This window comes from Parvibaculum sp. (assembly GCF_039973015.1).
Lineage (GTDB): Bacteria > Pseudomonadota > Alphaproteobacteria > Parvibaculales > Parvibaculaceae > Parvibaculum.
Genome location: NZ_JBDWLT010000009.1, coordinates 96,259 through 109,210, shown reverse-complemented (window position 1 = coordinate 109,210; position 12,952 = coordinate 96,259). Strand labels below are relative to the sequence as shown.

The 12,952-nt window shown below is 61.4% G+C and carries 14 protein-coding genes; 6 read left to right on the top strand and 8 right to left on the bottom strand.

Going from position 1 to position 12,952, the window contains the following annotated elements; genetic code table 11:
- Positions 1 to 3: 3 nt before the first annotated feature.
- Positions 4 to 261 (bottom strand): DUF2061 domain-containing protein, encoded by a 258-nt coding sequence (locus ABJO61_RS10145; protein WP_348328003.1) that lies wholly within the window; start codon positions 259 to 261, stop codon positions 4 to 6.
- A gap of 345 nt (positions 262 to 606) precedes the next feature.
- Between ABJO61_RS10145 and ABJO61_RS10140 the strand changes: the two genes are divergently transcribed.
- Positions 607 to 831 (top strand): hypothetical protein, encoded by a 225-nt coding sequence (locus tag ABJO61_RS10140; protein WP_348328000.1) that lies wholly within the window; start codon positions 607 to 609, stop codon positions 829 to 831.
- Positions 832 to 1,258: 427 nt separating this feature from the next.
- Here the strand turns inward: ABJO61_RS10140 and map are convergent, their stop codons facing one another.
- The 3 genes from map to ABJO61_RS10125 form a co-directional block, all read right to left on the bottom strand.
- Positions 1,259 to 2,005: a type I methionyl aminopeptidase gene (gene map, locus ABJO61_RS10135; RefSeq protein WP_348328578.1), complete on the bottom strand. Its 747-nt coding sequence runs from the start codon at positions 2,003 to 2,005 to the stop codon at positions 1,259 to 1,261.
- Between the two features lie 88 nt (positions 2,006 to 2,093).
- Entirely contained in the window at positions 2,094 to 2,249 is a 156-nt protein-coding gene (locus ABJO61_RS10130; protein WP_348327997.1) for a hypothetical protein, read from the bottom strand.
- 6 nt (positions 2,250 to 2,255) lie between these two features.
- Positions 2,256 to 2,942, bottom strand: a complete 687-nt coding sequence (locus tag ABJO61_RS10125) for a glutathione S-transferase N-terminal domain-containing protein (protein ID WP_348327994.1) — start codon at positions 2,940 to 2,942, stop codon at positions 2,256 to 2,258.
- 358 nt (positions 2,943 to 3,300) lie between these two features.
- Here ABJO61_RS10125 and ABJO61_RS10120 point away from each other — a divergent pair, with 358 nt between their 5' ends.
- The 4 genes from ABJO61_RS10120 to ABJO61_RS10105 all read left to right on the top strand — a co-directional run bounded on the left by ABJO61_RS10120 (position 3,301) and on the right by ABJO61_RS10105 (position 7,521).
- Positions 3,301 to 4,392: a spermidine/putrescine ABC transporter substrate-binding protein gene (locus tag ABJO61_RS10120; protein WP_348327991.1), complete on the top strand. Its 1,092-nt coding sequence runs from the start codon at positions 3,301 to 3,303 to the stop codon at positions 4,390 to 4,392.
- A 192-nt stretch (positions 4,393 to 4,584) separates the two neighbouring features.
- Positions 4,585 to 5,502, top strand: a complete 918-nt coding sequence (locus ABJO61_RS10115; protein WP_348327988.1) for an ABC transporter permease — start codon at positions 4,585 to 4,587, stop codon at positions 5,500 to 5,502.
- A 25-nt stretch (positions 5,503 to 5,527) separates the two neighbouring features.
- A complete protein-coding gene (locus ABJO61_RS10110; RefSeq protein WP_348327985.1) occupies positions 5,528 to 6,382 on the top strand; it encodes an ABC transporter permease in 855 nt (284 codons plus the stop codon).
- A gap of 26 nt (positions 6,383 to 6,408) precedes the next feature.
- Positions 6,409 to 7,521 (top strand): ABC transporter ATP-binding protein, encoded by a 1,113-nt coding sequence (locus ABJO61_RS10105; RefSeq protein ID WP_348327982.1) that lies wholly within the window; start codon positions 6,409 to 6,411, stop codon positions 7,519 to 7,521.
- 36 nt (positions 7,522 to 7,557) lie between these two features.
- Here ABJO61_RS10105 and ABJO61_RS10100 read toward each other — a convergent pair whose 3' ends face one another.
- The 3 genes from ABJO61_RS10100 to ABJO61_RS10090 form a co-directional block, all read right to left on the bottom strand.
- On the bottom strand, positions 7,558 to 8,286 hold the full coding sequence (locus ABJO61_RS10100) for a MerR family transcriptional regulator (protein WP_348327979.1): 729 nt from the start codon (positions 8,284 to 8,286) through the stop codon (positions 7,558 to 7,560).
- Between the two features lie 163 nt (positions 8,287 to 8,449).
- Positions 8,450 to 9,172, bottom strand: coding sequence for a DUF1003 domain-containing protein (locus tag ABJO61_RS10095; RefSeq protein ID WP_348327976.1), 723 nt, complete (start codon positions 9,170 to 9,172; stop codon positions 8,450 to 8,452).
- A gap of 102 nt (positions 9,173 to 9,274) precedes the next feature.
- On the bottom strand, positions 9,275 to 10,447 hold the full coding sequence (locus ABJO61_RS10090) for an acetyl-CoA C-acetyltransferase (protein WP_348327973.1): 1,173 nt from the start codon (positions 10,445 to 10,447) through the stop codon (positions 9,275 to 9,277).
- A 346-nt stretch (positions 10,448 to 10,793) separates the two neighbouring features.
- On the opposite strand from ABJO61_RS10090, the gene ABJO61_RS10085 reads away from it, so the two are divergent.
- Positions 10,794 to 12,050, top strand: a complete 1,257-nt coding sequence (locus ABJO61_RS10085) for a cytochrome P450 (protein ID WP_348327970.1) — start codon at positions 10,794 to 10,796, stop codon at positions 12,048 to 12,050.
- Between the two features lie 62 nt (positions 12,051 to 12,112).
- On the opposite strand, the gene ABJO61_RS10080 is transcribed toward ABJO61_RS10085, so the two are convergent.
- A complete protein-coding gene (locus ABJO61_RS10080; protein ID WP_348327967.1) occupies positions 12,113 to 12,904 on the bottom strand; it encodes a DUF2189 domain-containing protein in 792 nt (263 codons plus the stop codon).
- Between the last annotated feature and the right edge of the window lie 48 nt (positions 12,905 to 12,952).

The window sequence follows — 12,952 nt, the reverse complement described above, 5'->3', positions numbered from 1 at the left end:
AGATCAGGCGGGTTGCGCCCCGCCCTGCCCGCGCTGGCCGCGATCATGATTCAAGGGCTGAAAACCGAGCCCCTTCAATGCCTTGGCCGGGAAGCGCGCCCATGCCTTTTCGTGGAAATAGAAGACCACCGTGTTGACCGCAGGCTCGATCAGCGCAACGCCCGCCGCCAGCGTGACCTCGCCGGTCAGCAGATAGACGACGCCGAACCCCACCGAGAAGTGGAGCGAGCCGTAGGTCATGGTCTTCACGAGGTCGCGCATGGGTCCGGTTCCTTTGAAAGCCGCTATTGCGACTTATTCTTATTTAAAGAAGAGGGCCCGGCATGTCAAGGGGCGGATAAGTGAAGCCGACTGTCCCCCGACTGTCCCCCGACTGTCATCGAAACGTCACTGAAACGTCACAAATGGCCGGGATATCCCCGCCCCGGCTGGCAGGAGTGCTTATCCCCGGCTTTCGGGTGGCGGCGAGAATGACGGGCAAGGAGACGGCAAGTGTGCGTTTGAAAGTGCGGATACGTGCGAGCGCACATAAAGGCGCACATGAGAGCGCACGTTCCTGTGCGCCGGGACCGTCTCCGCCTTTCGCTCATTTGAAGGAGACCGCAGATGCCCTCGCCCCGACACGCAAACCGGATCGCAACCATGCGCGCAAGGCGCACCCTTTCCGTGACCGATTTCCGCAAGAACCCGTCCGCCCATATGAGGGCGGCGATGGGCGACACGCTCGCGGTCCTGAGCCGCAACCGCGTCGAGTTCTACGCCGTGCCGCCCATGCTGTTCGAGGCGCTGATCGACCGGATCGAAGCGCTGGAGGGAGACGGGAGGAGGTGAGGGGAAGCCGCGGGGATGGTGTCAGAGGTGTCAATGGGAAGGGTTAGGGCCACGACAATCATCCGTCTACCCCCTAAATTGTCATCCCGGCTTTCGCCGGGATGACACTTTTGGTTATGGCAAGGCTTGTGTTCAAGGCCCCACCCTCCCCCTGCGGGAGGGTCGAAATTTGCGAGCGCAAGCGAAGCGAATTTCGGGGAGGGGTAAGCGGATGAAACGATAGCGCTGCACTGAACGAGGACGGAGTCCCCCCTCCCCGAACGAGCTTCGCTCGTTCGACCCTCCCGCAGGGGGAGGGTGGTCCGGATGGAAAGGCCTGCGAATGTTGCTCTGGATTGCTTCGTCGCGGCTTCGCCGCTCCTCGCAATGACGGATGATGGTATGAATTGAAATGACGAAACGCCGAAGGCGTTCGTTTTCTCATACCTCACGCCAGCGTCAGGATGACCGGGCCGTTCTTTGTCGCGACGAGGGAGTGTTCATATTGCACGGTGGGCGCGGCGGGATCGGCGAGCAGCGTCCAGCCATCGTCGCTTTCGGCCGCGAAGTCGCCGCCCATCGAGAGGAAGGGTTCGATGGTGAAGACGAGGCCTTCCTGAATGAGGCGGCGGTCGGAAGGATCGCGCCAGGTTGAAATGCCTTCGGGCTCTTCATGCAGCGAACGTCCGACGCCGTGGCTCGCGAGATTGCGGATCAGCGTGTAGCCGCCCTTGTCGGCGAAGCGCTCGATGCTCTCGCCGATGGCATTGAGGCGGCCGCCCGGCTTCACCGCGCGGATGCCCTCCCACATGGCGCGCTTGCCATCGCGGCAGAGGCGCGCGACATGAGACTTGACCGGGGGGACGGGGAAGCTCGCGCCCGTGTCGCCGAAGAAGCCGTCCTTCTCCGCCGACACATCTATATTGACGAGATCGCCCGCGCGGATGATCCGGTCGCCCGGAATGCCATGCGCCACTTCCTCATTGACGCTGATGCAGGTCGCGCCCGGAAACTTGTAGGAGAGTTCGGGCGCGGAGCGCGCGCCCTCGCGCTCCAGCAGCGCGCGGCCCATGTCGTCGAGCTCGCGCGTCGTCATGCCGGGCTCAATGGCCGCCCCCATGACGCCCAGCACCTGCGCGACGATGCGGCCAATGGCGCGGAGGCCTTCCAGTTCTTCTTGCGTGGTAATGGTCATGGCGCGGAGTTTAGCGCGGAAAGGCGGAACGGACACGAAGTAAAGCCTCACACCCCTCTCCCCTCCGGGGAGAGGGAGGGAGCGGGCGTCAGCCCGCGGAAGGGTGAGGGGACTTGTCGAGTTCGAGCAGGATCATCTCAAGCACGCCATCCGTGTTCGTCAGCACGTCGGGATTCCAGAAGCGAACGGGGGCGAGGGAGAAAATCCGCTGCTTCAGTCTGATCGAACCATTGAAGCCCTTCAACCTTCCTTACCGCTGCACCATCTTGCGGGCTTCCTCGGCGAACTTCTTCGCGCCCTCGCCATTGCCCTGCTGGAGCGCGGCGAGGTCGACGGGGACGGTAATGCCCTTCTGCGCGGCGGGACGCGCGGCGATGAGGTCGAGCCAGCGCTGAAGATTTGGCAGGCCGTCGATCTCCACGCCCGACCATTTATGCGTGCGCACCCATGCCCAGTTCGCGATATCGGCGATGGAATAATCGCCCGCGAGATACTCATTGTCCTTCAGATGACCGTCCAGAACGGTGAAGAGACGCTTCGATTCGTTCTGGTAGCGGTCGATGACCGGCTGAATTTTCTCGGGAAAGTAGCGGAAGAAAACATTGGCCTGACCCATCATCGGGCCGATACCGCCCATCTGGAACATGAGCCACTGGATCACCTGGCTGCGGCCCTTTGCATCTCCCGGCATCAGCCTGCCCGTTTTCTCGGCAAGATAGATCATGATCGCGCCGGACTCGAAAACCGCGAAATCGCCCTCGTCGCGGTCGACAATGGCGGGGATGCGCCCGTTCGGATTGATCGCGAGAAAGGCGGGTTCCTTCTGCTGGTTCTTCTGCAGCTCGATGGCATGGACCTCGTAAGGGAGCCTGAGTTCTTCAAGCGTTATCGAGGCTTTCCAGCCATTGGGCGTCGAGGCGGTATAGAGGTCGATCATGGGTGCAGGCTCACTTTGCTGAAAGGTGAGAGGCTTTTATTGGCGCTCAACGTGCCACTTCCGGCGCGGGCGGGCCAGCGGGATTTTGAACCGGAGCCGTGACGATCCGGCGGAAGCACTGCCGAAATCTTTTGCAGCGCACATCACATATCCGCGAGCGGCGGAAGGAGGCAACAGGGGCAGCAAACCTGCCCTGTTGCACGGACGGACCGCCGTTTAAAATTTTTGACGCATTTGCGAAGGGAACCGCCGCGTGAGCTTGCGCGGATGCAAAATCCATTGAACACTGACGATCTCGGCCGCTCGACCTCAAGGCAGGGGCGGGGCACAGACACCACAAGATGGAGGGAAGACATCCATGAACCGCAAAAGAGGCATGGCCGGACTGTTGAGCGCGATCTCACGCCGGCAGTTCATGACGGGAGCGGCCGCAGTGGGCCTCAGCATCACCACGATGCCGAAATTCGCGTCCGCCGCCGAGGAAAAGAAGCTGAGCCTGTATAACTGGGATACCTATATCGGCGAAACGACGCTCGACGACTTCAAGGAAGCGACGGGCATCGAAGTGAAGATGGACCTCTTCGCCGACAACTCGGAACTCTTCGCCAAGCTGCGCGCCGGCAATCCCGGCTATGACGTGATCGTGCCGTCCAACGACTGGATCCCACGCATGGTCGCCGCCGGCATGTTGCAGGAACTCGATCACTCGAAGATTCCGAACATGTCAAACCTGTTCCCGCGCTTCCTGGACGAGCCGTTCGATCCGGGCCGCAAATATTCGGTTCCCTATATGTGGGGCACCATCGGCATCGGCTACCGCAAGTCGAAGGTCTCCTCCGTGCCCGACAGCTGGAAGGTGCTCTACGACAGCGACGAGTATGCGGGCAAGATCGCGCTGCTCTCCGATTGCGGCACCATGCTGTCCTGCGCGCTGAAATATCTCGGCTATTCCGCGAACTCGACCGACAAGGCCGAGAACGAAGCGGCAGCCGAGCTCATCATCAAGCAGAAGGGCAACATCAAGTCCTTCGCCGACGATAACGGCCAGGACCTGCTCGCCTCGGGCGAAATCGATATCACCATGGAATATAATGGCGATATCGCGCAGCTCATGACCGAAGACGACGATGTCGGCTTCGTGCTTCCCAAGGAAGGCGGCATCATCTGGGAAGACACGCTCGCGATCCCCAAGGGCGCGCCGCACCCGGAGAACGCCCATGCGTTCATCAACTATGTCTATGAGCCTGAGCCGAACATGCTCATCACCGACTACATCCAGTATGCGACGCCGAACAAGGCGGGTTTCGACCTGATGCCGGAAGAGTACCGGACCAACCCGGCAATCTTCCCGCCGGAAGAGGCAATCGAAGCCTCCGAGACGGCCGAGTATCTCGGCGAGGATGTGGTGCAGATGCGCGAAGAGCTCTGCACGAAAATCAACGCCGCGTAAGCGGAACCGGGGGCGGGCAGGAAACTGCCCGCCCTTTTTCTGCTTCCTGTCTTTCGTCTCTTTCTCCTTTTCCGCGCCCGTGCTTTTCTGGCCGCGGAAAATGACAAGGGGGCAATCCGGAGCGAGGGGGGACCGCGCTCCGGCCCGGCTTGGTACTCGCGTTTTTCTCTTGCCCTTCGGGGGGCCTGACCCATGGAAAACTGGAAGCGATCGGCACAGGCGTTCTTCTCGGCCTTCACGCCGCCGACATTCTGGCTCGTCGCCTTCTTCATCGTGCCGCTGTCGCTGATCTGGCTCTACAGCTTCAGCATGAAAACCGGCGTGACCGAGATCACGCTGGACTGGAACCTCAACCAGTATGCCCGCGCGCTGGAGCCGCTCTATCTCGGCATCTTCTGGAAATCGATCCTGATGGCGGCGGCGACGACCGCAATCTGCCTCGTGGTGGCCTTCCCGGTCGCCATCGCCATCGTCTTTTCCAAGCCGACCATGCGCATGTGGCTGCTGCTGCTCGTGATCCTGCCCTTCTGGACGAACCTGCTGATCCGCACCTATGCGCTGATCGCGGTGCTCAGAACCAACGGCTTCATCAATGGCGGGCTCGGCTGGCTGGTGGAGAAAGGCGACTGGCTGCTTTCCTTTGTCGGGCTCGGCGACAACACGATCATCGGCCCCTTCGAGCCGTTGTCGCTCCTCTACAATAACACCGCCGTCATTTTCGGCCTCGTCTATGTGAGCCTGCCCTTCATGGTGCTGCCGCTCTATGCGGCGCTCGACCGGCTGGACCGCTCCTATCTCGAAGCGAGCCTCGACCTCGGCGCCGGCCATTTCCGCACCTTCTTTTCCATCGTGGTGCCGCTGGCGCTGCCGGGCATTGCGAGCGGCATCGTCATCACCTTCATTCCCGCCATGGGCTCCTATCTCACGCCGGACCTTCTCGGCGGCACGGACAGCCAGATGATCGCCAATGTGATCGCCGACCAGTTCAAGCAGGCGAACAACTGGCCCTTCGGCGCGGCGCTGAGCTTTCTTCTCATGTATGCGACCTTCTTCGCGCTGGCGGTCCGCGCCGTGCTGATGAGGAAGGAAGGCCGGGGGGATGTGAAATGAGGCCACGGGAAGCGAGGAAAGCGAAATGAGTATCTTCAAGCGCAATCCCGACCCCATCGGCCCGCTCGACTATTCGCGCCGCTTCTCGCTGCGCTTCACCGTGGGTCTCACCCTCTTCTTCCTCTATGCGCCGATCGTCGGCCTTATCGTTTTCAGCTTCAACGACAGCCGCCGCAACGTGGTCTGGCGCGGCTTCACAACCGACTATTACGTGAAGCTCTTCAACAATGACGCGCTGATGCTCGCCTTCGGCAATTCGCTGACCATTGCGCTCTTCACCACGCTCTTCTCGACCGTGCTCGGCGCGCTGACGGCTTACGTTCTCTGGCGTTACCGCTTTCCCGGCAAGGCGATCTATGAAGGCGGCATGGCGCTGCCGATCGTCATCCCCGAAATCTGTATGGGCGTCGCGATGATGGTCTTCTTCGCGCGGATCGGCTGGCCGTCCGGCATGATCTGGCCGTTCAATCTCTCGGCCATCACCATCGCGCATATCGCCTTCTCGTTTCCCTTTGCCGCCATCGTCATCCGCGCGCGCCTCGAAAGCTTCAACCCGGAGCTTGCCGAATGCGCGCGCGACCTCGGCGCCAGCGAATTCCGGGTTTTCCGCGACGTCGTCGTGCCGCATATGAAGCCCGGCCTGATCGCGGGCGCGCTGCTCGCCTTCACGCTGTCGCTGGACGACTTCGTGATTACCTTCTTTACCTCCGGTCCCGACACGGTGACCTTCCCGGTGAAGATCTATTCCATGGTCCGCTTCTCGGTAACGCCGGAAGTGAACGCCGCCTCCACGGTGCTGATCCTGCTGACGCTCGTCGTCACGGCCTTCGCATTGCGGATGCAGAACAGAAACAACATGCTCGGTTCGTCCGGGCATTGATCGCCAACGAGTTTCGGAACAGTCACATGAGCGACACAGCAACCGCCCCCTCGACCGGCGAACCGATCATCCAGATCAAGAACGTCAGCAAGATATTCGGCGGCACGGTCAAGGCCGTGGACGAGGTGAACCTCGAAGTGCAGCGCGGCGAGTTCTTCGCGCTGCTCGGGCCTTCGGGCTGCGGCAAGACCACGCTCTTGCGCATGCTGGCGGGCTTCGAGGTGCCGACGCATGGCCAGGTCATCATCGACGGTCACGACATGTCGACGGTGGCGCCGAACAAGCGCCCGATCAACATGGTGTTCCAGTCCTATGCGGTATTTCCGCATATGTCGGTGGAACAGAACGTCGCCTATGGCCTGAAGATGGACCGCCGCCCGGCAAAGGAAATCAGGGAGCGCGTGGCGGAAGCGCTCGACCTCGTGAAACTCGGCCATCTCGGCAAGCGCATGCCCGACGAAATGTCGGGCGGCCAGCGCCAGCGCGTCGCCCTTGCCCGCGCGCTTGTGAAGCGGCCTTCGGTGCTGCTGCTCGACGAACCGCTCTCCGCGCTCGACGCAAAGCTCCGCGAGGCGATGCAGATGGAACTCGTGCGCCTGCAAAAGACCGTCGGCATCACCTTCGTCATCGTGACGCATGACCAGTCGGAAGCCTTGTCCATGGCCAACCGCATTGCCGTGATGAATGCAGGCACCGTGCAGCAGGTTGCGCCGCCGACGACACTTTACGAAGCGCCCGCGAACCGCTTCGTCGCGGACTTCATCGGCAAGATCAACATGATCGAGGGCGACGCCGTGAAGGCCGGCGAGGGCGAGGTGACGGTAACGGCGCCGGGGATCGGCGAGGTGACGCTGGCAGGCACGGCGACCGGCAAGGTCGCGCTCGCGGTCAGGCCTGAAAAGATTTTCGTCGCCGACAACGAACCGGCGGACCCGAATGTCATCAAGGTGAAGGGCAAGGTCGGCGAAGTTGCCTATTTCGGCAGCTACTCGAACGTCTTCTTCGACATCGGCCTCGCCCAGCCCCTGCAGGCGGACATCTCGAACGTGACGACGGATGTGGAGGAAATCACCTTCACGGCGGGCGAGGAATACTGGGTCTACTGGCGCAAGGCCGACACGCTGGTGCTCGGCGACTGAGGGGTACCGGGCGGCTGAGGACGGGGCTCCCGCCCCTCAGATATTGTCTTCGTCCGTCGGCAGCACACCGCTCGCGCTGATCTTCTCGACATCGCGCACGATGCGGTCGATAAGCATGAGCGGCACCATTTCACTCAGTGTACGGATGCCATTGACCGCGAGTTTTGCTGCGGCGGGCTGATCGAGCTTGTCTCCGAGCCGCGAATAGAACCCGACAACGGCCTTGCGCGAAAGCAGCTCGATCATCTGCGGATAGATTTCATAGCTTTCGACCGTATAGCCGACATCGGGCGTGTAACCATCGGCGCGTGTCTGCGCGATGATTTCCATGATGCGGACATTGCGCTGATTGAGCCACTCGCCGCCGTCGCGCTGGTCGATATGGATAAGGCCCACCTCCGCGAATTTGCGGATATCCGGGAGCGCAAGCCCCGTATCCTTCGCAACATCGGCGACCTTTTTCGGCGCGAGATTGCGTCCATCGGAGAGGAGCGGCCCCATCGCCGCCTCAAGCCCGATCAGCGCCTCAAAGCCGCCCGCGGACTCGCCCGTCTCGGAGGTGACGATGGTGCGGATGATCGAGAGCGGCAGATGGCGCTCTTGCTGGAGCTTGCGGATGAGGTTCAGCCGTTTCACATGCGCGCGGCCATAAACGGCCACATTGCGCTTCGGCCGGACCGGCTCAGGCAACAGTCCCTCGCGAATATAGTAGCGGATGGTCTCGCGCCCGACCCCGGTCGCGGCCTCCAGTTCCTTCATTTTCATCTATATGGCTTCTTCGTTTCCCGGCGCCGCCTCCCCTTGGCGAACCACCCCCGGGGCAGGTTTGTGACAGTCTAGCAGATCGGGGCAGAAAATGCGTAGTACGAATGCCCGGCCCCCGGGGTGGAACCGGGGAGAAAATGCTGATTTTCGCGGAGTTGCGGGATCAGCGCCGCCTCTCGCGGCCCGCAATCTCGTTCATCAGCTCGACCTGGATCTGCTGGATTTCCATGAGGCGCTGCCACTGATGGATCAGCAGATGGTCGAGCTTTTCATGCAGGTGGCGGATTTCGAGCTCGGCCTTCAGGTTCACCTTGTAGTCGTTCTGGGCGCGGACGCGGTCGCGCGATTCCTGGCGCTTCTGGCTCATCATGATGATGGGCGCCTGAATGGCGGCAAGGCAGGAGAGCACGAGATTGAGCAGGATGAAGGGATAGGGATCGAAGGGAACGGCAAAGAGCCCCGCGATATTGAGCGATATCCAGCCGAAGATGACCGCACCGAAAAAGATGATGAAGCGCCAGCTACCCCCGAAATCCGCGATGATATCGGCCATGCGCTCGCCCAGCGTGCGCGTACCCTCAAAGACCTCATCCGCATTTTCGGCGAGAATGTCATGCGCCTCGATGCTGCGAACGACCTCGCTTTCGAGTTCGTCGAGCTGGCCCTTGTCCGCCTCGATGGCGCGGCGGACATAGAGATCGCGGTAACGATTGAGATGTTCGTGGCAGATATGCCCGTCGGGCGGAAGGTCGGGATGATCCGCACGGATGAGCTCGAGAACAGGCTCACGCACGGAAGCAAGCGGGACGAGGCCGCCATGACGCTTGCCCGGCCCGCAGACGATGCAGCTGCGATGGTCGCCGTGTTTTTCCTGCATATCCGACATGCGATACGTCCCGCCGTTTTCTCCGCTCAGTATAGCCGTGCCAAAGAAAAAAGGGCGGCGCATCGCTGCACCGCCCTTTCCGCACAAATATGAGGCCGGGCCCTAGAGACGCTCGACAATCGTGACGTTGGCAAGACCGCCGCCTTCGCACATGGTCTGAAGACCGTAGCGCTTGTTGTTGGTCTTCAGCCCGTGGAGAAGCGTGGTCATGAGCTTGGTGCCGGAAGCACCGAGCGGATGGCCGAGCGCGATGGCGCCGCCATGCACATTGAGCCGCGCCGGGTCCGCACCGAGCTTCTGGAGCCAGGCGAGCGGAACCGAAGCGAAGGCCTCGTTCACTTCATAGAGATCGATATCGTCGATCTTCATGCCGGCCTTCTTCAGGGCCTTTTCGGTGCCGGGGATCGGGGCTTCGAGCATGATGACCGGATCGCCGCCAACCACCGTCATGTGATGAACGCGGGCGATGGGTTCGACGCCGAGCGCCTTCAGGCCCTTTTCATTGACGATCATGACGCCCGACGCGCCGTCGCAGATCTGCGAGGAGGTCGCGGCCGTGATCGCGCCGCCTTCGGCCAGCAGCTTCACGCCCTTGATCGCATCGAGCGAAGCATCGAAGCGGATGCCTTCATCGACCTTGTGGATCTCCTTCGAGCCGTCCTCAAGGGTGATTTCCAGCGGCACGATCTCGTTGTCGAAAAGACCGCCTTTCGTCGCCTTGATCGCCTTCTGATGGCTGCCAAAGCCGAACTCGTCGAGCTGGTCTTTCGTGAGGCCGTACTTCTTGGCGATCATTTCCGCGCCCGCGAACTGGCTGAACTGGATGTTCGGATAGCGCTCTTCGATGTTCGGGCTCTTGTAGATGCCGAAACCGTTTTTGAAGGGGAGCGAAATCGGCATGCCCATCGGCACACGCGTCATGCTCTCGATACCTGCTGCAATGACAACATCCATCGCACCCGACATGACGGCCTGCGCACCGAAATGGAGCGCCTGCTGCGAGGAACCGCACTGACGGTCGACCGAGGTCGCCGGTACGCTTTCCGGCAGACCGGAGGCCAGCACGGCGTTGCGCGCGATGTTCATGCCCTGCTCGCCCGCCTGATCGACGCAGCCGACAATGACGTCTTCGATGAGCTCGGGATCGGCGCCGGTGCGCTTCATGAGCTCGTCGATCACCTTGCCGCCGAGGTCGGCGGGGTGCCAGTCCTTCAGTTTGCCGCCCTTGCGGCCACCCGCCGTGCGGGCAGCGGCGACGATATAAGCTTCCGCCATGGTCATCTCTCCTTGGTTTCCATACCGCGACAACCCGGCGGGGCAAGCGCGGCCAATCCTGTTTATTTAGTGTATATACACATACATCTTCAACGGCCCGGAAAATGTTGTGGCGACCGCCGGTCTGGCGCACATCTTCAACACGGGGCGCGTCTTGTCCAGCCGGAAACATCCCCTTGCCAGCCGGTAAAACTCCGCTCAATGTTATGAGAAAGCCTTGTGCCACAACAATTTAGCGGTTTACGCAACGTCACGGCGGCATTGCCCGGAATTCGGGTTGATCGAAATTTGACCGGACGGCGCAGAAAACGATCAGAGCCCGGGAAAGCCGGAAGAGGAGGAAAAAATGGCCGACAAGACCATCGACAATGCGATCGTCGACCCGAAGACCTATGCGAGCGTCGACGGGTTTCACAAGCTGTTCACGAAGCTGCGCGCGGAAGAGCCGGTGCGCTGGACGGAACCGGACGGCTACCGGCCCTTCTGGACCGTGTCGAAACATGCCGACATCATGGAAGTCGAACGCCAGAACGACAAGTTCCTGAACGATCCCCGGCTGACGCTTCAGACCATCGAGACCGAAGAGCAGGTGAAACAGTTCACCGGCGGCGAGTCAAAGCTCCTCCGCTCGCTGGTCGACATGGACAATCCCGATCACCGCAATTATCGCGGGTTGACGCAGGCCTGGTTCATGCCGCCGAACCTGAAGGCGATTTCGGCGCGCGTTGACGCGCTGGCCGAAAAATATATCGACCGGCTGGAAGCAAAGGGTGGCGAATGCGATTTCGTATCGGATGTCGCCGTCTGGTATCCACTGCGTGTCATCATGACGGCGCTCGGCGTGCCGGAGGAAGACGAGCCGATCATGCTGAAGCTGACGCAGGAGCTGTTCGGCGCAACCGACCCGGAGATGCGCCGCGAGAACAGCGACTTCAACGCCAACACCGTGACGGAGTTCTTCAATTACTTCAACGCCCTGACCGAAGATCGGCGCAAGAACCCGAAAGACGACGTGGCCAGCGTGATCGCCAATGCGACCATCGACGGCCAGCCCATCGGCCACCTCGAAGCCATGTCCTACTACATCATCGTGGCGACCGCGGGCCACGACACCACGAGCTCGACGGCGGCGGGCGGACTTCTCGCGCTGATGCAGAACCCTGATCAGTTCGCCCGACTGAAAGCGGACCCGGAAAAGCTGCTACCCGGCGCCATCGACGAGATGATCCGCTGGACGACGCCGGTGAAACACTTCTTCCGCACAGCGGCAGAGGATTACGAGCTGCGCGGCCAGAAGATCAAGAAGGGCGACAACCTTCTGATGTGCTACTGGTCGGCAAACCGCGATGAAGACGTCTTCGACGATCCTTTCTCGTTCAAGATCGAACGCTCGCCCAACAAGCATCTCGCCTTTGGGTATGGCGCGCATCTCTGCCTCGGACAGCATCTCGCGAAGATGGAAATCCGCTCTCTTTACAAGGAGCTGCTGGCGCGTCTCGACCATATCGAACTGGCGGGCGACCCGGCCTGGGTGGAAGCGAGCTTCGTGAGCGGATTGAAGCGGTTTCCCGTGCGTTACTCGATGAAGCGCAAGGCGGCCTGACGGCTACTGGCAAAAGACCGGAGAAAAGGAAAGGCGGCCACACGGGCCGCCTTTTTCACGCGCTATTGCGGCATGGCGCGCCGGTAGAGATGCCAGGTCGCATGCCCCAGAACCGGCAGCACGACGAGAAGGCCGAGAAAAAGCGGCACGGAGGCCGCAAGCATGGCCAGCGTGACGAAGACGCCCCATCCGAGCATGACCACAGGCGAGAGAAACACGGTCTTCAGCGAGGTGATCATGGCAGTCACCATGTCGATTTCGCGCTCAAGCAGCATCGGAATCGAAAAGACCGTGATGGAGAAGAGAACGAGTGCGAGCACGCCACCCACAAGATGACCGGCGGCGAGGAAGATCAGCCCCTGCTGCGTCGTGAAGATCACCGACAGGAACTGATCGAACGAGGCGAAGGACACCAGGCCGAGGCAAAGCGCGATCAGAAGCCGGACCTGATACATCCAGACCCAGAAGACAAAGAGCATGACGAAGGCCATCCACGAAACCTCGCGGCGGCGCTGCGCCCAGATGACGGCGAAGACATCGCGCCATGAGGGGCGCTCGCCCGCGGCGAGGCGGCGGCTCACCTCGTAAAGACCGACAGCGGCAAAAGGCCCGACAAGCGGAAAACCGATGGCAAAGGGATAGATGAGCCAGGGCAAACCCCAGACCGTCAGCGACAGCACGATGACCACGCCGATCAGCGCAAAGACGCTGCCGATGACAAGGCCGAAAAGCGGCGCACGGAGAAAATCCCGCAGACCTTCGCGCAACGCGGCAAGAAGATCGCCAGCCGTCACTATGTGGATGGGCTGCATCGCCGGTTTCGGCGGAGGACGCCCCGCGGACAACTCTTCCATTGCTTCCCTCCCCTTCGCAACAAAGCCTGCGCAGGAGAAGTATGGACG

What these genes read in the sequence shown, in the direction of transcription:
- ABJO61_RS10145 (WP_348328003.1), bottom strand. Translation starts at nt 261, where the DNA reads ATGCGCGACCTCGTGAAGACCATGACCTACGGCTCGCTCCACTTCTCG.
- ABJO61_RS10140 (WP_348328000.1), top strand. Translation starts at nt 607, where the DNA reads ATGCCCTCGCCCCGACACGCAAACCGGATCGCAACCATGCGCGCAAGG.
- ABJO61_RS10085 (WP_348327970.1), top strand. Translation starts at nt 10,794, where the DNA reads ATGGCCGACAAGACCATCGACAATGCGATCGTCGACCCGAAGACCTAT.
- ABJO61_RS10080 (WP_348327967.1), bottom strand. Translation starts at nt 12,904, where the DNA reads ATGGAAGAGTTGTCCGCGGGGCGTCCTCCGCCGAAACCGGCGATGCAG.
- ABJO61_RS10100 (WP_348327979.1), bottom strand. Translation starts at nt 8,286, where the DNA reads ATGAAAATGAAGGAACTGGAGGCCGCGACCGGGGTCGGGCGCGAGACC.
- ABJO61_RS10090 (WP_348327973.1), bottom strand. Translation starts at nt 10,447, where the DNA reads ATGGCGGAAGCTTATATCGTCGCCGCTGCCCGCACGGCGGGTGGCCGC.
- ABJO61_RS10110 (WP_348327985.1), top strand. Translation starts at nt 5,528, where the DNA reads ATGAGTATCTTCAAGCGCAATCCCGACCCCATCGGCCCGCTCGACTAT.
- ABJO61_RS10105 (WP_348327982.1), top strand. Translation starts at nt 6,409, where the DNA reads ATGAGCGACACAGCAACCGCCCCCTCGACCGGCGAACCGATCATCCAG.
- ABJO61_RS10120 (WP_348327991.1), top strand. Translation starts at nt 3,301, where the DNA reads ATGAACCGCAAAAGAGGCATGGCCGGACTGTTGAGCGCGATCTCACGC.
- ABJO61_RS10095 (WP_348327976.1), bottom strand. Translation starts at nt 9,172, where the DNA reads ATGTCGGATATGCAGGAAAAACACGGCGACCATCGCAGCTGCATCGTC.
- ABJO61_RS10115 (WP_348327988.1), top strand. Translation starts at nt 4,585, where the DNA reads ATGGAAAACTGGAAGCGATCGGCACAGGCGTTCTTCTCGGCCTTCACG.
- ABJO61_RS10125 (WP_348327994.1), bottom strand. Translation starts at nt 2,942, where the DNA reads ATGATCGACCTCTATACCGCCTCGACGCCCAATGGCTGGAAAGCCTCG.
- map (WP_348328578.1), bottom strand. Translation starts at nt 2,005, where the DNA reads ATGACCATTACCACGCAAGAAGAACTGGAAGGCCTCCGCGCCATTGGC.